Here is a 16,684-nt window from a genome sequence, read left to right as displayed (position 1 = left end):
GTTCTTGTAAAAACAGGATTAATGCGAATGAGAATGTAAACGCAAGCCATTCTCATGCGTTAAAATAAGACAGCGCATGCCTTCGCCTGCGCTGTTTTCAATCCGGAGACCCATTCCGATGAAGTTCACGCCCTTGACCCTGGCCGCCGTCACGGCCTGCCTGTTGTCCATGTCGGCCATCGCCGACGAGATGCCGGTATTCAAACTGGTGATGAAGGACGGCGTGTTCACTCCCGCCCGCCTGGTGGTGCCCGCCGGCAAGAAATTCAAGGTTGAAGTGATCAATGCAGGCAAGACCCCGGCCGAATTCGAAAGCACGCCGCTGCGCAAGGAAAAGGTGCTCGGCCCCGGCGCGGAGTCCTTCCTGGTGTTCCAGCCGCTGTCCCCCGGCGAATACAAGTTTTTTGACGAATTTCACATGAAGACCGGCCAAGGCGTCATCGTCGCCAAGTAAACGCGGCTCATCCGCTGTTTAGCCGTATTCAGGAGTAGACCTCATGGGACAAGTCCTATTCATCGTCTGGCGCGAAAGCGTCGAAGCCTTGCTGGTCGTCGGCATTCTCAATGCCTGGATGAACCAGAACCCGGCCGGCGCCGCCGGCAAACGCTATTTGTGGGCCGGCGTGGCGCTGGGCCTGCTCGCCGCCGTCGGCCTGGCCGTGGCGCTGTTCGCCGCCAGCAGCCTGATGGCCGGCGCTCAGGACATCTTCCAGACGGTGATGGTGTTCACCGCCGCGGCGCTGATCGTGCACATGGTGCTGTGGATGCGCGAGCATGGCCGCACACTGAAGAAAGAACTGGAGGCCGGCCTCCGCGAGAACGCCAGCAGCGCCAACTGGTGGGGCGTCACCTTGCTGGCCGCCATCGCCATCGCCCGCGAAGGCAGCGAGACCGTGGTCTTCCTCTACGGCATGCTGGCCGAGGCAGACGGTTCCACGCTGGCCAGCATGAGCTTTGCCGCCGTGATCGGCCTGGGCCTGGCCTTCCTGACCTTCTATCTATTGCAGCTGGGCGGCAAATACCTGTCCTGGCGCTTGTTCTTCCGCATCACCGAAATCATGCTGCTGTTGCTCGGCGCCTCGCTCTTCCTCAGCGGCGTGGAAAAGCTGATCTCGATGGACATCCTGCCGGCGCTGGTCGATCCGCTATGGGATAGCTCCGCGCTGCTGGACGACATGAGCCCGGCCGGCGGCGTCATCGCCTCGCTCACCGGCTACCGCGCCCATCCCGCCCTGATGAGCCTGATCGCCTACGCGCTGTTCTGGGCGACGATCTGGGCGCTGTTCCAATGGCGCAACCGCAAGCAAGCGCTGGCCGTATGAAATCCGCCCGCCCGCCCCTTCCCCATTCCGCCGGCGCTTGCGCCGGCGCTTCCTGTAGTCAGCCGACGGCCCCAGGATTCATGGCCGCCGTCGGCCTGTGGCTGCGCGACCACGCCGGCCTGCTGCGCGCGCTGCAATGGGGGGTGGTGCTAGTCTACGCCGCGCTGCTCATCGTGCCAGCCTGCCTGGACCTTCCCGGAGATACCGCCCGGATCTGGAACAATCTGACCATCTTCGCCCAATTCGTGTTCTGGGGCATTTGGTGGCCCTTCGTGCTCTTGTCCATGGTGTTGTTCGGCCGGCTGTGGTGCGGCGTGTTGTGCCCGGAAGGCGCGCTGTCGGAATGGGCGGCCAAGAAAGGCCTGGGCCGGCCCATCCCGCGCTGGATGCGCTGGGGCGGCTGGCCCTTCGTCGCCTTCGCGCTGACCACCATCTACGGACAACTGGTCAGCGTCTACCAATATCCCAAGGCGGCGCTGCTGGTGCTGGGCGGCTCCACCGTGGCCGCGGTGATCATCGGCTTCATCTACACCCGCGGCAAACGCGCCTGGTGTCGCCACCTGTGCCCGGTCAACGGCGTGTTCGGCCTGCTGTCCAAGCTGGCGCCGATGTATTACCGCGTGGACGAGGCCGCCTGGAAGGCGGCGTCTCAGGACAAAACCATCCCGATTCAAGCGGTGGACTGCGCGCCGCTGCAACCGCTGCGCCATATGCAAGGCGGCAGCGGCTGCCATATGTGCGGCCGTTGCAGCGGCCATCGCGACGCCATCGAACTGAGCCTGCGCTCGCCCACCGAAGAAGTGGTCAAAGTCGCAGCCAAGGAAGCCGACGGCTGGCAGACCGCGCTGATCGTTTACGGCCTCTTGGGCGTGGCGATGGGCGCCTTCCACTGGACCATGAGTCCCTGGTTCGTGGCCATGAAACAGGCGGCGGCGGAATGGCTGGTGGACCACGACATCCTGTGGCCGCTAGACACCGAGGCGCCGTGGTGGCTGCTGACCCATTACCCGCAGCATAACGATGTGTTCTCCTGGCTGGACGGCGCGGCGCTGATCAGCTACGTGCTGGCCACCGCGCTGGTGCTGGGCAGCGGCCTGCTGCTGTGCCTGGCCGCCGGCGTGCGCATCGCCGGCCCCTGGCGGCTGCAACGCCTGCACCACCTGGCGCAGAGCCTGATCCCGCTGGCCGGCTGCGGCGTGTTCCTGGGTCTGTCGGCGCTGACGGTGACCTTGCTGAAGGCGGAAGGGGTGCCGATGTTCTGGGCCAACGACGCGCGGCTGGCCTTGCTGGCCGGCGCCAATCTGTGGTCGCTGTGGCTGGGGCGTGCCATTCTCGCGCGCTGGAGCAGCGGCGGGCGCCAGGCGCTGGCCTTGCTTCCCTTGCTGGCGGCGCTGGCTCTGGTGGATGCCGCCTGGGGCTTCATGTTCTGGTGGTGGTAGCCGCCCGGCTGGCGGCGGGGTGGGCGCTGTGCGATAACAAAGCATGCTCCCACCCTGATCCTGGAGTCGCGCCATGTGGCGTCCGCTGCTGCTTATCCTCTATTGCCTGGCCGCTTCCGCGCGCGCGGAAGCGCCGGCGATAGACTTCGCCACCGGCGAGTGGCCGCCCTATGTGTCGCGCAGTTTCACCGCCGACGGCGTATTCGCCGACATGGTGCGGCAAGCCTGCCGGCGCGCCGGCTATAACGCGCGCTTTCACTATATGAGTTGGCCGCGCGCGGAGGCCGAGGTCAAGGCCGGCCGCGCCGCTGCCGCTTTTCCTTACCGTCCGACACCGGAACGCCAGCGCGACTTCGACTTTTCCCCGCCGCTGATCCACAGCAGCAGCTACTTCTTCTATTACAAGCCCCGACTCGCCAACCCTCCCGACGGCTTCCGCAGCCTGACCGACTTGCGCGCCTACCGCATCGGCGTGCAGCTGGGCTATTGGTACCAGCCGCTGTTCAAGCAATCCCGCTTGAACACCCTGAACACCAACGACGAGGAAAACGCGATTAGGCTGCTGCGCGCCGGTCATCTGGACCTGGCGCCGCTGACGCTGGAACGCGGGCTGTTCCTGATCCGCACCCAGGCCGCCGGACACGAGCGCGAATTCGCCTACATTCCCACGCCGCTGGACAAGGCCACGCCGCTGGGACTGATGTATTCACGCAGCTATCCGGACATCGCCAAACTACGGCGCGCAATCGATCAGACCTTGCAAGCGATGCAGGCCGACGGCAGCCTGCAAGCCATTTACCAGCGCAACTTTCCCGAACTCAAGCCGCGGCGCTGACCAGAACCGGCCGCAGCACCCGCTGCGCCTCTTTCGGGTCCATGCCGATCAGAAAGCCGCGCTTGCCGCCGTTGATGTAGATGCGCTCCAGCTCGACGATGCTGGCTTCCATATACACCGGCATCGGATGGCGGGTGCCGAAAGGGCTGGTGCCGCCCACCTGGTAGCCGCTGTGCTTGTCCGCGGTCTTGGGATCGCAGGGATGGACCTTCTTGACGCCGATCTGCTTGGCCAGCATGCCGGTGCCCACTTCGCGGTCGCCGTGCATCAGCACGATCAAGGGACGCTTGTTCTCGTCCTCCATGATCAGGGTCTTGATCACGCAGTGCTCATCCACGCCCAACTCCCGCGCCGACACCGTGGTGCCGCCCTTTTCCTCGTACTTGTACAGATGCTCGCTATAGCTGACCTGATGCTCGCGCAATACCCGGATCGCCTGAGTGACCGGGGCTTTCTCCTTGGACATGATCTTCACGGTGAAAAACAAAACGCCACTGTAGAAGTTTGAGCGTCGGCTGGCAAACCCCAAGCCGCCACTCCGCCGCTCCAGTGCGGGGGGATTTGTCCCAGCTCAAGCGCCGCCGGGCCGGCGCAGCCGCCACCACAGCCGCAGCCCCAGCAGCACAGCCAACACCGCCGCGTAGATCAAGGGCTGGCTCAAGTCCTTTTTCACCAGCCACCAGTAATGGATGACCGCCAGCAGCGCCACCGGGTAGACCAGCCGGTGCAAGCGTCCCCAGTTGCGCTTGAGCCGGCGCATCCAGCCCTGGGTAGAGGTCAGTGCCAGCGGCGCCATCAGCAAGAGCGCGGCGAAGCCGACGGTGATGAAGGGCCGCTTGTAGATGTCCCTGACGATGCCGGCCCAATCGAAGAACTGGTCCAGCCACAAATAGGTGAGGAAATGCAGGCTCAGGTAGAAAAAGGCAAACAAGCCCAGCATGCGCCGGCACTTGAGCGGCCAGTTGCCGGCGCCCAGGCGCCGCAAGGGCGTCATCGCCAGCGTCGCCAGCAGCCCGACCAGGGTCCAGGTGCCGGTGGAGCGGGTAATGAATTCCACCGGATTCACCGCCTCGCCGGACAGCACGATCCAGGCGGCGCGCGCCAGCGGCAGCAGACAGACCACGAACAGCAGGCATTTGAACCAGGCCAGCGCGCGATCAGCCGGACGAGCGGAAACGGATTTAAGGCGCAATGTCGTCATCTCCGCCCCATCAATAGTTCTTGCGCAGATCCAGGCCGCGGTACAAGCCCGCCACCTGCTCGGCATAGCCGTTGAACATCAGCGTCTTGCGCTTGAAGAATTCGCCGATGCGGCGCTCGCTGGCCTGGCTCCAGCGCGGATGATCCACTTCCGGGTTCACATTGGAATAGAAGCCGTACTCGCGCGCATTGGCCATATTCCAACTGGTGGCCGGCATGGTTTCCTGCAAATGGATGCGCACGATGGACTTGATGCTCTTGAAGCCGTATTTCCACGGCACCACCAGGCGGATGGGCGCGCCGTTCTGATTGGGCAGCACATCGTTGTACAAGCCGACGGCCAGAATGGTCAGCGGGTGCATCGCTTCGTCGATGCGCAGGCCCTCGCGATAGGGCCAGTCAAGCACCCGACCGCGCTGGCCGGGCATTTCCGCCGGCCGCTGTAGGGTTTCGAAGGCCACGTACTTGGCGCGCGAGGTTGGATTCATCTGCTTGAGCAGGCTGGCCAGCGGAAAGCCCACCCACGGAATCACCATGCTCCAGCCCTCGACACAGCGCAGCCGGTAGATGCGCTCCTCCAGCGGCATTTTCAGCAATTGCTCAATACCGAAGCTGCGCGGCTTGGCCACCTCCCCGTCCACCAGCACATTCCAGGGACGGGTTTTCAGGCCGCCGGCATTCGCCGCCGGGTCGGCCTTGTCGGTGCCGAACTCGTAGAAATTATTGTAGCCGGCAATCTCTTTCAGACTATTGGCCTTGTCATTTCCGGCCAAGGTCGACAAGGGGCTTTTCTTGGTGGCCAGCGCCGCCAGCGTCTCCGTGGACAGCAGCAGGCCGGCGCTGCCCAGCATGAAGTGGCGGCGATTCAGGTACACGCCTTCCGGCGTGATGTCCGACGAGGGAATGTCGGCGGGTTTCTTGATCAGCATGGCGGTGTCTCCAGTCTCTACCCCCATGAGTCGGGAGCGGCTCCTGAATCTGACAATCGACCACGCGGATAATTTACGCAAGCCGTTCCGTATCCGGCCGCCAAGATTGTCCCAGCGCGCTACCCTGGCCGCCGTCCCGCGCCAGCAGCCGGCCTATCGCCTGCAAGGCGGTCCAGCGCGGACCGCACCAATCCGGCGCGATCAAGGTGGGCGCCTGCGCCGTGGCCGACACCCGGTGATACACCACTTGCGTTGGGGTGTGGCGGATCAGGCTGGCGGCCACCTCGGCATAGTCGTCCAGGCTCCACGGCATCACTTCTCCGCGCCGGTATTGCGCCGCCATCCGCGAGCCGCGCACCACCATCAGTGGGTGCAGCTTCAGCCCCTCGACGCCGATGTCCAGCACCGTGGCCAAGGAGGCATGGACGGCGGCGGCATCCTCGCCGGGCAGGCCGGCGATCAGATGGGTGCAGATCTTGAGCCCGTGACCATGCGCGCGTCGCACCGCGTCACGGTATTCGGCCAGACCATGGCCGCGCCGGATCAAGGCCTGAGTCTGGTCATGCGCGGTTTGCAAGCCCAGTTCCAGCCATACTTCGCTGCCTTGGTCCTGGTATTCCGCCAGCAAGGCCAAGGTGGCGTCCGGCACGCAGTCCGGCCGAGTGCCGACGCACAGCCCCGCCACGTCGGCGCCGGCCAGCGCCTCGTCGTACAAGCGGCGCAGCAGTTCGGTTTCGGCATAAGTGCTGGTATAAGCCTGGAAATAGGCGAGGTAGCGCCGCGCGCGATCGGTCTTCTCCTTCTCCCGCGCCAGTTGCTCGCTGATAGACAAAGCCGCCGGATCGCGGCCGAAGCTGCGCACATTGCAAAACGTGCAGCCACCGCGCCCCAGCGTGCCGTCGCGGTTGGGACAGGTGAAATCGCCAGCCAGCGATAATTTGTGCACGGTCTCGCCGAAGCGGCGTTTCAGATAATAACCAAAGGTATGCAGATGCCGGGTCAGGTCCATCGCCAAACAACGCCCAAAGCCGGGCAGTCTAGCAAACGGAGCCGCCGCCGGCGCTGAGCGGGATCAAGGATGGGCGCGGCGGGCGCGGCTCACAAACGATGCCAGCCCAATAGATACAACGCCGAAAACAAGCCAGCGCTGAGCAGCAAGGCCAATGCCAAGGTGCTGAACAACTCGTGCAGGCTCTGCCGCTGACGACGGTTGAGCAGCCAGCGCGCCAGCATCAGCAAGACGCCGCACAACACGAAAAACTTGAAAAGACGACCGAACATGGCGGGCCAACGGAGGAAAGTCGCCCGATTATCCAGCGCGCCGCCCTGGCTGGCAAGACGGCTGTCGCCGGCGGCGAAAGACATGCTAAAGTCCTGACTGTAGCCTACAGGAGGCTCCGCGACAGAGAATGGCCGGCATGGACCGACCGCCGGCGGAGCGGACATGTCCGACGCGCGGCCCAGCCGGCGCGCCCGACGCATGTCGAAAACAGCAATAGAGGCACTCAACCCCCATGTCCGATCCTCACGACTCCATCGGCATCGTCACAGCCCAGACCGCAGTCTTCGATGCCCCCTTGCCGCTGAACTGTGGCGCCACGCTGCATGACTACCAGCTGCGCTTCGAAACCTATGGCGAACTCAACGCCGCCAAAAGCAACGCCATCCTGATCTGTCACGCGCTGTCCGGCCATCACCACGTGGCCGGCCGCCACCAGGCGGACGATAAGGCCGCCGGCTGGTGGGACAATATGGTCGGCCCCGGCAAGCCCATAGACACCCGCCGCTTCTTCGTGGTCGGCGTCAATAATCTGGGCGGCTGTCACGGCAGCACCGGCCCGTCCAGCATCAATCCGGCCACCGGCCAGCCCTGGGGCTCCGCCTTTCCCGTCGTCACCGTGTCCGACTGGGTCGCCAGCCAGGCGCGGCTGGCGGACCGGCTGGGCGTGGAACGCTGGGCGGCGGTGATAGGCGGCAGCCTGGGCGGCATGCAGGCCTTGCAGTGGAGCATAGACTACCCGGATCGCATCGCTCACGCGCTGGTGATCGCCTCCGCGCCCAAGCTGTCGGCGCAGAACATCGCCTTCAACGACGTGGCGCGCCAGGCCATCATCACCGATCCCGAATTCCATGGCGGCGACTTCTATGCCCACGACGTGCTGCCGCGGCGCGGCCTGCGGCTGGCGCGCATGCTCGGCCACATCACCTATCTGTCCGACGACGGCATGGGCGAGAAATTCGGCCGCATGCTGCGCTCCGGCGACTATCGCTTCGGCTATGACGTGGAATTCGAGATCGAATCCTATCTGCGCTACCAGGGCGACAAATTCTCCGACGCCTTCGACGCCAACACCTATTTGCTGATGACCAAGGCGCTGGATTACTTCGATCCGGCCAAGAGTTTTGGCGGCGACCTGGTTGCCGCGCTGAAAAAGGCCAGCGCCCAATTCCTGGTGGCCAGCTTCACCAGCGACTGGCGCTTTTCGCCGGAGCGCTCACGCGAAACCGTCAAGGCGCTAGTGGCCGCCAACCGGCCGGTTGCTTATGCCGAAATAGAATCCGCCCATGGCCATGACGCCTTCCTGATGACCGACGAGCCCTATGTCCAACTGATGCGCGCCTACCTCGACCGCGTGGCGCGGGAGGTGCGAGCATGAACACCCCGCAAACCACGGCGCCGCTGCGCGCCGACCTGCAATTGATCGCCGACTGGATCGCCCCCGACAGCCGGGTGCTGGACCTGGGCTGCGGCGACGGCGCGCTGCTATCCTGGCTGCAGGGCAACAAGAACACCACCGGCTACGGCGTCGATCTGGATGTGGGCAATGTGGTCAAATGCGTGACCTCCGGCGTCAATGTGCTGCAGGGCGACCTGGAAACCGGCCTGGCCGAATTCGACAGCGGCGCCTTCGACCACGTGGTGCTGTCGCAAACCATACAGGCGATGCGCGAAACCGAGCAGATCCTGAATGAAATGCTGCGCGTCGGCCGCGAAGCCATCGTCACCTTTCCCAACTTCGGCTACTGGGAAAACCGCTGGCAGATCCTGCAAGGCCATATGCCGGTGTCCGACACCATTCCCTACCAGTGGTACGATACGCCCAATATCCACTGGTGCATGCTCGGCGACTTCGAGGCGCTGTGCGCCAAGAATCGGCTGCGCGTGCTGGAACGCGTGGTGATGAACGGGGTCAAACGGGTGACTTTCATGCCCAATCTGCGCGGCAGCCTGGCCTTCTACCGGGTGGCGCGCCAATAACAACAAGCGGCGGGGGCGGCCCCGCCGCGCGATCCGTAGAAACATAGCCTGCCCATGAGCAATACAACCATCGATTGGCGGCGCGACGTCTTTTCGCGCACCATGCTGATTTGCGTCTTCACCGGTTTCGCCTCCGGTCTTCCGCTGTACACCCTGATCAATCTGCTGCCGGCCTGGCTGCGCAGCGAAGGCGTGGACCTCAAGGCCATAGGCCTGTTCGCGCTGATCGGCCTGCCCTACACCTGGAAATTCCTGTGGTCGCCGCTGATGGATCGCTATGTGCCGCCGCTGCTGGGCCGCCGCCGCGGTTGGATGCTCTTGACCCAGTTAGCGCTGATCGCGACCATGGCCGGCTTCGGCCTGTTCAACCCGGCCCAGCACATCTGGAGCATCGCCGCGCTGGCGGTGGGCGTGGCCTTCTTCTCCGCCAGCCAGGACATCGTGCTCGACGCCTACCGCCGCGAGATCCTCAGCGACAGCGAACTGGGCCTGGGCAATACCGTGCACATCAACGCCTACCGCTTGGCCGGCCTGGTTCCGGGCTCGCTGTCGCTGATCCTCGCCGATCACATCCCCTGGGACCAGGTCTTCCTGATCACCGCGCTGTTCATGATTCCCGGCCTGTTGATGACGCTGCGAGTCAGCGAGCCCAAGCTCGCCGGCCAGGCGCCCAAGACCCTGCGCGAAGCCGTGGTCGAACCCTTCCATGAATTCATCACCCGCCAGGGCTGGCAGGGCGCGGCCTGGATTCTGGGCTTCATCTTTCTGTACAAGCTGGGCGACAGCATGGCCACCTCGCTGGCCACTCCGTTCTACCTGGACATGGGCTACGCCAAATCCCAGATCGGCCTGGTGGCCAAGCACGCGGCGCTGTGGCCGGCGGTGATAGGCGGCCTGCTCGGCGGCCTGTGGATGATCAAGCTGGGCATCAACCGCGCGTTGTGGGCCTTCGGCGTGGTGCAAGTACTGTCCATCCTCGGCTTCGCCTGGCTGGCCAGCTATGGCCGCTTCTCCGCCATCGGCGCGCATGAGCTGAGCATGCTGGCCGTGGTCATCGGCTTCGAGGCGCTGGGCGTGGGTCTTGGCACCGCCGCCTTCGTCGCCTTCATCGCCAAAAGCACTCACCCGGCCTATACCGCCACCCAGTTCGCGCTGTTCACCAGCCTGGCGGCGGTGCCGCGCACCCTGGCCAACGCCGCCACCGGCTATATCGTCGACAGCATAGGCTGGACCAGTTTTTTCCTGCTGTGCACCGCGCTGGCGCTGCCCGGCATGGTGTTGTTGCTGAAAGTCGCCCCATGGAGGGAAAAGGAGGGAGCATGAAGGCATGGAAACCGGCGCTGCTGGGCACCGCGCTGCTGGGAACGGCCATGGCAGCCGTTGCGGAGCCCGTCGGCGAAGTCATGCACACCATCAAATACCGCTGCAACGGCAGCAAGATGGTGGTGGTCGAATACCCGAAGCCGGAGCAGGACAGCTCCGCCGCCATACGCCTGAACTGGAACAACCATCACTACCGGCTGACGCCGGCCAAGGTCGCGCAGGGCGAGCGTTACGTCAGCCAGCAGCTGATCTGGTCACTGCGGGATGAGCAGGCGCGGCTGACCACCCGCGGCGGTCGGGTGTTGGCTCAAGACTGCCGCGAGATGCAGCTGCCAGCGTCGGGTTCTTAGAACCTGTTTACGATCTCGCGAGCAAGAGCGAGACAAGGCGAAAACGAGCGAAAAAGCGGAATGTACAAGTGGTACATGAGCATTTTGAGCTGGTTTTCAACGCCGTATCGCCGACGCGCAGCAGATCGTAAACAGGTTCTAAGAGGCAAGCCGGACGCGGTCATATCCCAAGTTCAATCTCCCCAGGCGCGGCATGGCGCTGGGACGGCCCCCTCGTCCGGCCCGCATTGCAACAGATTGCCATCCTGATCCACACTCAACAACAGGCGCCCAGCCAGACGATGCCCGGTCTTGGGCCGGGCCAGCAAACGGAAACTCGCTTGCCCTGCGCTATCCGTGCCCGGGCTTGCGCTGCCGAGCTGAATGTCGAAATCACGAGTGCCCTGCCGCGGCAAGCCCGGCCATTCCGCTTGCCGCAGACGGCTCTCCAGCCGCCAGCGTTGGACGAAGTGCAAGTTTTCCAGCAAGGCGGCGCGCGCTTCCGCCAATTGCGCGCGCAACATCTGCTGCTGATACGCCGGCCAGGCCATGCCAGCCAAGATTGCCGCCAGCGCCAGCGCCATCAACAACTCCAAGAGCGTCATCCCCCGCGCAGTCCTCATTCCTCCTCCTCCGCCTGCCGCCAGTTCAAACGCCCGCCCTGCTGTGCCCGCGCGCCGACGCCAGCCCAGAACCAGCTTTGCAGTGTCAACGCTCTACCCTCGTTGTCCCCCCAGACTCGCAAGCTGATCCGGTACAGACGACCGCTGGCGCCGTCGGCGGGGCGGAACGCCGGATTCAACAACTCGACCAGATAACGCGGCGCGCTCCACGGCTGACCGGCGCGCGGTCGCGGCGGGACACAGACGCCAGCCACGCGCCCGTTTTCCGCAGCCAAAGAGCGGCTGGCCCCGCAGGGGTGCAACAGCGGCCAGCGCCTTCCCTGCACCACCGCGCTGCGCCGCCACAACGCGGGGGCCGTTGCGCACAAGCCGTCCCCAAGACCGCCGCCGGCGGACAGACAATCCGGCATGAACCAGCCCGGCGCACGGCCATCTCCCTGCCAGGGCTTGCCGCGCCCGTTCGCCAACTCACCGTCGAAATACGCGTTCAACGCCAATACCCGTCGCTCCGCCGCCTGCAAGGCTTGCATCGCCGCCAGCCACAAAGCCCGCTGTTCGGCCAGGTTGCGCGTGGCGCGCTGCTCCACCGCCAGCGAGCGCGCGGCGCCCACTGCCAGCACCGTCAGCAGGCTGAGCAGCGGCAGAATAAGCCACAATACCGCGCCGCATGGCCTGGCCTTCATTCTCCCGGCTCCAGAGCGCACGGCAGGGCCGGCGTCAACGCCACCATCGTGCTCCATGCCCAACGCTCCTGGCCCAAGCGCATTTCCAGCGTCAGTTCCACCCGCAACAGGCGTCGCCAATCCTCCGTGCTCAATTGGCCGGCCTGCTCCCGCCATTTCAGTGTCAGCGGCCGGCAAGCGCTGCGCACGCCGAAGCGCTGCCGCAGCGCGGTCACCCCTGCCGCCAACAGCTGCGGCGCCTCCGTCGCCTGACCGGGCAGGCCTTGCTCCAACCACAGCATGCTGTCGTTGCCGTTCTGGCGAAGGAAATAACGCTGCCATTTTATGGCCATGGCCTCCAGCGACGCGGGGTCGGCATCAGGCCAAGACTCCTCCGCGCTCCCCGGCAAGATCAGCAGTTGGTCTCCGGATTCCCGCCGCCACTGCCAAGCGCCGTCCCCGCGCCGCACAATGCGCAGGCTGGCGCAACTGGCCAGCGCCGCCTCCGCCAAATCCGCGCTGCCCGACCAACGGATGACGGCCCCGCCTTCCCTCCGTGTCACTACCGCGGGCCTGACCCCGTAGCGAAAGCGCATGCCTTCCGACGTGTCAAATCCGGCTCCGGGCGACGAGCCCAGTTGCGCACAGGCGAAGCGGCCATGCTTGCGCCAGCTATCGGCCAATTGCAGCAACGCGAACTGCCCATCCTGGTGCAGGCGCAGCCGGCGCTCTATCGCGTACAGGCTGTTCTGCATCGTCAACGCGCCCTGCAAGGCCAAGGCCAGCACCAGCAGCCCAAGACTCAGCGCCACCATCATCTCCACCAGGGAGAAGCCCCGAGGACGCACAGCGGGCACCATGGCTAGGGAGCCTCCATGACCAAGGCGTAGCGGTACTCGAAACGAGCGGCGCCCTCCCCGGCGGCCGCACCGCGCCAGGCCAGCGACAAAAAGGAGCCGGTCCCCAGCTGCGCGCAGCGGCCAGTCAAGTCATCCGCCGCGCCACGGCACAAGCGGGCCTCGAGCAGTCCGTCTCCCGCCAGCTGCGCCAACCGCTGCTGCCCGCGCTCCCAATCCTCCACCCGCTGCGCCGCGGCGTCCGGCTCTGGCCACAGCAAGGCGGCCTCGCCCAGCGCCAGCGCCTCCGCGATCACTTCCGCCCGCAGCAGCGCGTCGCGGCCCTGCAGCAAGGCCCGCAGTTGCACCGAAGACAGCGCCAGCATCGCCACCATGAGCACGAACAAGGCCAGCATGGTTTCCAGCAGAGCGCCGCCGGACGCGGATTTATGCCGGGCAATCACCGCGGACCTCGCCTATGTCCGGCCGGCCATGACCGCTGACCGTCAACGTCAGACACTGGCCGGAAAGCGGGCTCTCCAGCAGCAGGCGCACGCCCTGGCCGCGTTCCAGCCGACCATTGGCCATGAATTGCAATTGATCCCGCCCTACCCGCATCCGCAGCTTGCCCGCCGCGAACACCAGCAAATGCAAGCGCTCCTGACTATCGTAGGCGCCCGTGCCGCCACCCCCTCCATCCGCATACGCGAGGATGCCGGCGTCCCAGACTTGCCGCTGCCGGGCACAGCCTTGCAATTGCAGATTCCGTTTCAGATTGGCCGCGCATAGATAGACCGGGCGGTTGCCGCGCAAGGCCTCGCCGCGAGCATAATGCAGCACGCCGGCCACTGCCTGCGCATGGCTGCGCAGTTGCTGCGCCAGCAAAAAGCGGCTCAGCCCCGGAGCGGCCAAGGCCAGGCACAGCAGCATGACGGCCAGCGCCGTCATCGCTTCGATCAGGGTGAAACCGCTCTGGCTGCGCATGGCAGAATCTCCGCCTGGGCTGGAATATGGCTAATATATTCACCAAGCGGCGACGATGAAATCGATCTTGTCCCCGTTCGCCCGCGCTACGCCAGGCATTAAGGCCAGGCGGGCCGGCGGCCAATAAAAAAGCCAGCCCGGAGGCTGGCTTGCGTCAGATGAGCGCGACGACTCAGTGCGCGGCTTCCCAACTATCTCCGGCGCCCACTTCCGCCAGCAGCGGCACCTTGAGCCTGGCCACGCCGGCCATGATTTCGGGCAGGCGGCGTTTGACCTGCTCCAGCTCGGCTGCCGGCACTTCCAGCACCAGTTCGTCATGCACCTGCATGATCAGCTTGCTGCCCAGGGCTTCGCGCTGCAGCCAGTCCTGCGTCGCGATCATCGCCAGCTTGATCAGGTCCGCCGCCGTGCCCTGCATCGGCGCGTTGATCGCCGCGCGCTCGGCACCGGCGCGACGCGCCGGATTGGACAGCTTGATCTCCGGCAGGTATAGCCGGCGGCCGAACACGGTTTCGACATAGCCTTGCTCCCGCGCGGTTTCGCGCGTGGTCTGCATATACTCGGCCACGCCGGGATAGCGCATGAAGTAACGATCTATGTATTGCTGGGCGGCGCTGCGTTCTATATCCAGCTGCGCGGCCAGACCAAACGCGCTCATGCCGTAGATCAGGCCGAAGTTGATCGCCTTGGCGGCGCGGCGCTGATCGGCGCTAACCTGGTCCAGCGCCACGCCAAACACCTCGGCGGCGGTGGCGCGGTGAATGTCCTCGCCGCTGGCGAAGGCTTGCAGCATGCCGGCGTCGTCGGACAGATGCGCCATGATGCGCAGTTCAATCTGCGAGTAGTCGGCGCTGACGATCACATGCCCCGGCGGCGCGATGAAGGCCTCGCGCACGCGGCGGCCTTCCGGCGTGCGCACCGGGATGTTCTGCAGATTGGGATCGGAGCTGGCCAGCCGGCCGGTGATTGCCACCGCCTGCGCGTAATTGGTGTGCACGCGGCCGGTATCGGCATTGATCAGCTGCGGCAACTTGTCGGTATAGGTGGACTTGAGCTTGGCCAGGCCGCGGTACTGCAGGATGCACTTGGGCAACGGATAATCCAGCGCCAGCGCCTCCAGCACCGATTCATCGGTGGAATAGCCGCCGGAAGGCGTTTTCTTCACGCCCTTGGTGGGAATACCCAGCTTGCCAAACAGGATTTCCTGCAATTGCTTGGGAGAATTCAGGTTGAACGGCTGGCCGGCCAGTTCGTAAGCCTCGCTTTCCAGGCGCAGCATCTCGGTGCCCAATTGATGGCTCTGCGCCATCAGCCTGTCGCGGTCTATCAATACCCCGTTGCGTTCCATCGCGAACAATACTTCAGCCACCGGCAGTTCGATGTCGCGGTAGACCTCGCGCAAGCGACCGCTCAACTGGCCGGCGAAGTATTGGTTCAGGCGCAAGGTGATATCGGCATCCTCCGCCGCATAATTGGACGCGGTATCCACGTCCACCTCGCCAAAACCGATCTGTTTGGCGCCCTTGCCGCAGATTTCCTCGTAACTGACCGTGGTTTCACCCAGGTGGCGGCGCGCCAAATCGTCCATATTGTGGCGCTCATGGCTTTCCACCACATAGGACGCCAGCAGGGAATCATCGACCACGCCGGCCAGCCGGATGCCGTGGTTGGCGAACACATGACGATCATACTTCAGGTTCTGGCCACACTTTTTCTTGGCGGCGTCTTCCAGCCAGGGCTTGAGCTTGGCCAGGCACTGCTCCAGGTCCAGCTGCTCGGGCGCGCCGGCATAGTGATGGCCTAGCGGCAGATAGGCGGCTTCGCCGGAGCGCACCGAGAAGCTGACGCCGATGATGCGCGCCTGCATCTGATCCAGGCTGGTGGTTTCCGTGTCCAGCGACACCACTTCCGCCGCCGCCAGCTTGACCAGCCAGGCATCCAGCTGCGCGGGCTCCAAAATGGTTTCATAGCGTCGCTCCGCCACCGCCTCCGGCAGGGCCGGGCTGTGTTGCGCGGCTTCGATGGCGAACAAGTCATCACCCTGCACGCCGGGCGCGGTCTGCGCCACCGCCGGCATTTCCTCGCCCTCGGTCACTTCGCGGTAGAAGGTGCGGAAGCCCAAGCCCTGGTAGAGCTCGGCCAGCCGCGGCTTGTCCTTGACGCCATGCTGCAGGCTGTCCAGGCCATAGGGCATGTCGGTGCTCAGGTCCACATCGCATTTGATGGTGATCAGTTCGCGGCCCTTGGGCAGCCAATCCAGCGCCGCGCGTAGGTTCTCACCCACCTTGCCGCTCACTTCCGCGGCCTGGGCGATGACGGCGTCCAGGCTGCCGTATTGCTCCAGCCACTTGACCGCGGTCTTGGGGCCGCACTTGTCGACGCCCGGCACATTGTCCACCTTGTCGCCGATCAGGGTCAGGTAGTCGACGATCAATTCCGGCGGCACGCCGAACTTGTCCTTGACCCCGTCGCGGTCGAAGGTTTCATTGGTCATGGTGTTGACGATGGACACCAGCTCGTTCACCAGCTGCGCCATGTCCTTGTCGCCGGTGGAAATGATCACCCGCATGCCGGCGGCCGCGCCGGCCCGCGCCAGCGTGCCGATCACATCGTCGGCCTCCACCCCGGGCACCACCAGCATCGGCCAGCCCGATGCTTGCACCACCTCGTTTACCGCCGTAATCTGGGAGGCGAGTTCCTCCGGCATCGACGGGCGATTGGCCTTGTATTCGGGGTAGAGGTCGTCGCGAAACGTCTTGCCTTTGGCGTCGAAAACGCAGGCGCTATAATCGAACTGCACTTCCTTCTCCAGCCGCCTGAGCATGTTCACCATGCCATAGACAGCCCCCACCGGGCGGCCATCCGGAGAACGCAAATCGGGCATCGCGTGAAAGGCGCGGTACAAATAAGAAGAGCCGTCGATCAATAACAGTGTTTTCATAA

General features: G+C 64.8%; 19 protein-coding genes. 8 read left to right on the top strand and 11 right to left on the bottom strand.

What is annotated here, in order from left to right:
• Window positions 1–118 precede the first annotated feature (118 nt).
• The 4 genes from ACE3QM_RS04140 to ACE3QM_RS04125 all read left to right on the top strand — a co-directional run bounded on the left by ACE3QM_RS04140 (window position 119) and on the right by ACE3QM_RS04125 (window position 3,596).
• Window positions 119–454, top strand: a complete 336-nt coding sequence (locus ACE3QM_RS04140; protein WP_374420445.1) for a cupredoxin domain-containing protein — start codon at window positions 119–121, stop codon at window positions 452–454.
• Window positions 455–497: 43 nt separating this feature from the next.
• Window positions 498–1,322: an FTR1 family protein gene (locus ACE3QM_RS04135; protein ID WP_048409406.1), complete on the top strand. Its 825-nt coding sequence runs from the start codon at window positions 498–500 to the stop codon at window positions 1,320–1,322.
• An 80-nt stretch (window positions 1,323–1,402) separates the two neighbouring features.
• A complete protein-coding gene (locus tag ACE3QM_RS04130) occupies window positions 1,403–2,761 on the top strand; it encodes a 4Fe-4S binding protein (RefSeq protein WP_374420444.1) in 1,359 nt (452 codons plus the stop codon).
• 73 nt (window positions 2,762–2,834) lie between these two features.
• Entirely contained in the window at window positions 2,835–3,596 is a 762-nt protein-coding gene (locus ACE3QM_RS04125) for a substrate-binding periplasmic protein (RefSeq protein ID WP_374420443.1), read from the top strand.
• Here ACE3QM_RS04125 and ybaK read toward each other — a convergent pair.
• From ybaK to ACE3QM_RS04100, 5 genes are all read right to left on the bottom strand, one after another.
• The gene (ybaK, locus tag ACE3QM_RS04120; protein WP_374420441.1) at window positions 3,580–4,062 is read right to left on the bottom strand and encodes a Cys-tRNA(Pro) deacylase; all 483 of its coding nucleotides are present in this window, start codon (window positions 4,060–4,062) and stop codon (window positions 3,580–3,582) included. The two genes, ACE3QM_RS04125 and ybaK, sit on opposite strands and share 17 nt — an antisense overlap.
• A gap of 105 nt (window positions 4,063–4,167) precedes the next feature.
• On the bottom strand, window positions 4,168–4,797 hold the full coding sequence (locus ACE3QM_RS04115; protein ID WP_374420438.1) for a sulfite oxidase heme-binding subunit YedZ: 630 nt from the start codon (window positions 4,795–4,797) through the stop codon (window positions 4,168–4,170).
• Between the two features lie 10 nt (window positions 4,798–4,807).
• Entirely contained in the window at window positions 4,808–5,725 is a 918-nt protein-coding gene (msrP, locus tag ACE3QM_RS04110; RefSeq protein ID WP_374420436.1) for a protein-methionine-sulfoxide reductase catalytic subunit MsrP, read from the bottom strand.
• A 73-nt stretch (window positions 5,726–5,798) separates the two neighbouring features.
• A complete protein-coding gene (locus ACE3QM_RS04105; RefSeq protein WP_374420434.1) occupies window positions 5,799–6,734 on the bottom strand; it encodes a TIGR01212 family radical SAM protein in 936 nt (311 codons plus the stop codon).
• 89 nt (window positions 6,735–6,823) lie between these two features.
• Entirely contained in the window at window positions 6,824–7,090 is a 267-nt protein-coding gene (locus tag ACE3QM_RS04100; RefSeq protein WP_231461497.1) for a hypothetical protein, read from the bottom strand.
• A gap of 149 nt (window positions 7,091–7,239) precedes the next feature.
• Between ACE3QM_RS04100 and ACE3QM_RS04095 the strand changes: the two genes are divergently transcribed.
• From ACE3QM_RS04095 to ACE3QM_RS04080, 4 genes are read left to right on the top strand one after another with little or no spacing between them, the layout of a single operon-like run.
• Window positions 7,240–8,382: a homoserine O-acetyltransferase gene (locus ACE3QM_RS04095; protein WP_374420431.1), complete on the top strand. Its 1,143-nt coding sequence runs from the start codon at window positions 7,240–7,242 to the stop codon at window positions 8,380–8,382.
• Window positions 8,379–8,984, top strand: a complete 606-nt coding sequence (gene metW, locus ACE3QM_RS04090; RefSeq protein WP_048409399.1) for a methionine biosynthesis protein MetW — start codon at window positions 8,379–8,381, stop codon at window positions 8,982–8,984. Before ACE3QM_RS04095 ends, metW begins: the two co-directional genes overlap by 4 nt.
• 54 nt (window positions 8,985–9,038) lie before the next feature.
• Entirely contained in the window at window positions 9,039–10,307 is a 1,269-nt protein-coding gene (locus ACE3QM_RS04085) for an AmpG family muropeptide MFS transporter (protein ID WP_374420428.1), read from the top strand.
• On the top strand, window positions 10,304–10,657 hold the full coding sequence (locus tag ACE3QM_RS04080) for an MliC family protein (RefSeq protein WP_374420426.1): 354 nt from the start codon (window positions 10,304–10,306) through the stop codon (window positions 10,655–10,657). The genes ACE3QM_RS04085 and ACE3QM_RS04080 overlap by 4 nt, the downstream gene beginning before the upstream one ends.
• A 173-nt stretch (window positions 10,658–10,830) precedes the next feature.
• Here ACE3QM_RS04080 and ACE3QM_RS04075 read toward each other — a convergent pair whose 3' ends face one another.
• From ACE3QM_RS04075 to polA, 6 genes are all read right to left on the bottom strand, one after another.
• Window positions 10,831–11,241 carry a type IV pilin protein gene (locus tag ACE3QM_RS04075; protein ID WP_374420423.1) on the bottom strand — a complete coding sequence of 137 codons (411 nt, stop codon included), beginning with the start codon at window positions 11,239–11,241 and terminating at the stop codon, window positions 10,831–10,833.
• Between the two features lie 14 nt (window positions 11,242–11,255).
• Entirely contained in the window at window positions 11,256–11,942 is a 687-nt protein-coding gene (locus ACE3QM_RS04070) for a hypothetical protein (RefSeq protein ID WP_374420422.1), read from the bottom strand.
• On the bottom strand, window positions 11,939–12,781 hold the full coding sequence (locus tag ACE3QM_RS04065; RefSeq protein WP_374420420.1) for a prepilin-type N-terminal cleavage/methylation domain-containing protein: 843 nt from the start codon (window positions 12,779–12,781) through the stop codon (window positions 11,939–11,941). Before ACE3QM_RS04065 ends, ACE3QM_RS04070 begins: the two co-directional genes overlap by 4 nt.
• Before the next feature lie 2 nt (window positions 12,782–12,783).
• Window positions 12,784–13,221, bottom strand: a complete 438-nt coding sequence (locus ACE3QM_RS04060) for a hypothetical protein (protein ID WP_231461490.1) — start codon at window positions 13,219–13,221, stop codon at window positions 12,784–12,786.
• On the bottom strand, window positions 13,205–13,741 hold the full coding sequence (locus tag ACE3QM_RS04055; protein ID WP_374420417.1) for a GspH/FimT family pseudopilin: 537 nt from the start codon (window positions 13,739–13,741) through the stop codon (window positions 13,205–13,207). Before ACE3QM_RS04055 ends, ACE3QM_RS04060 begins: the two co-directional genes overlap by 17 nt.
• Window positions 13,742–13,913: 172 nt before the next feature.
• Window positions 13,914–16,682 carry a DNA polymerase I gene (gene polA, locus ACE3QM_RS04050; RefSeq protein WP_374420415.1) on the bottom strand — a complete coding sequence of 923 codons (2,769 nt, stop codon included), beginning with the start codon at window positions 16,680–16,682 and terminating at the stop codon, window positions 13,914–13,916.
• Between the last annotated feature and the right edge of the window lie 2 nt (window positions 16,683–16,684).

Source organism: Chromobacterium sp., assembly GCF_041912965.1.
Taxonomy (GTDB): domain Bacteria; phylum Pseudomonadota; class Gammaproteobacteria; order Burkholderiales; family Chromobacteriaceae; genus Chromobacterium; species Chromobacterium aquaticum.
Note: the sequence above shows the minus strand (reverse complement) of the source record. Positions and strands in the feature narration are given on the sequence as shown.

Bases quoted from the DNA above. Each gene is read 5' to 3' on its own strand.
- ACE3QM_RS04140 (WP_374420445.1), top strand. From the start codon at position 119: ATGAAGTTCACGCCCTTGACCCTGGCCGCCGTCACGGCCTGCCTGTTG.
- ACE3QM_RS04135 (WP_048409406.1), top strand. From the start codon at position 498: ATGGGACAAGTCCTATTCATCGTCTGGCGCGAAAGCGTCGAAGCCTTG.
- ACE3QM_RS04130 (WP_374420444.1), top strand. From the start codon at position 1,403: ATGGCCGCCGTCGGCCTGTGGCTGCGCGACCACGCCGGCCTGCTGCGC.
- ACE3QM_RS04125 (WP_374420443.1), top strand. From the start codon at position 2,835: ATGTGGCGTCCGCTGCTGCTTATCCTCTATTGCCTGGCCGCTTCCGCG.
- ybaK (WP_374420441.1), bottom strand. From the start codon at position 4,062: ATGTCCAAGGAGAAAGCCCCGGTCACTCAGGCGATCCGGGTATTGCGC.
- ACE3QM_RS04115 (WP_374420438.1), bottom strand. From the start codon at position 4,797: ATGACGACATTGCGCCTTAAATCCGTTTCCGCTCGTCCGGCTGATCGC.
- msrP (WP_374420436.1), bottom strand. From the start codon at position 5,725: ATGCTGATCAAGAAACCCGCCGACATTCCCTCGTCGGACATCACGCCG.
- ACE3QM_RS04105 (WP_374420434.1), bottom strand. From the start codon at position 6,734: ATGGACCTGACCCGGCATCTGCATACCTTTGGTTATTATCTGAAACGC.
- ACE3QM_RS04100 (WP_231461497.1), bottom strand. From the start codon at position 7,090: ATGTCTTTCGCCGCCGGCGACAGCCGTCTTGCCAGCCAGGGCGGCGCG.
- ACE3QM_RS04095 (WP_374420431.1), top strand. From the start codon at position 7,240: ATGTCCGATCCTCACGACTCCATCGGCATCGTCACAGCCCAGACCGCA.
- metW (WP_048409399.1), top strand. From the start codon at position 8,379: ATGAACACCCCGCAAACCACGGCGCCGCTGCGCGCCGACCTGCAATTG.
- ACE3QM_RS04085 (WP_374420428.1), top strand. From the start codon at position 9,039: ATGAGCAATACAACCATCGATTGGCGGCGCGACGTCTTTTCGCGCACC.
- ACE3QM_RS04080 (WP_374420426.1), top strand. From the start codon at position 10,304: ATGAAGGCATGGAAACCGGCGCTGCTGGGCACCGCGCTGCTGGGAACG.
- ACE3QM_RS04075 (WP_374420423.1), bottom strand. From the start codon at position 11,241: ATGACGCTCTTGGAGTTGTTGATGGCGCTGGCGCTGGCGGCAATCTTG.
- ACE3QM_RS04070 (WP_374420422.1), bottom strand. From the start codon at position 11,942: ATGAAGGCCAGGCCATGCGGCGCGGTATTGTGGCTTATTCTGCCGCTG.
- ACE3QM_RS04065 (WP_374420420.1), bottom strand. From the start codon at position 12,781: ATGGTGCCCGCTGTGCGTCCTCGGGGCTTCTCCCTGGTGGAGATGATG.
- ACE3QM_RS04055 (WP_374420417.1), bottom strand. From the start codon at position 13,741: ATGCGCAGCCAGAGCGGTTTCACCCTGATCGAAGCGATGACGGCGCTG.
- polA (WP_374420415.1), bottom strand. From the start codon at position 16,682: ATGAAAACACTGTTATTGATCGACGGCTCTTCTTATTTGTACCGCGCC.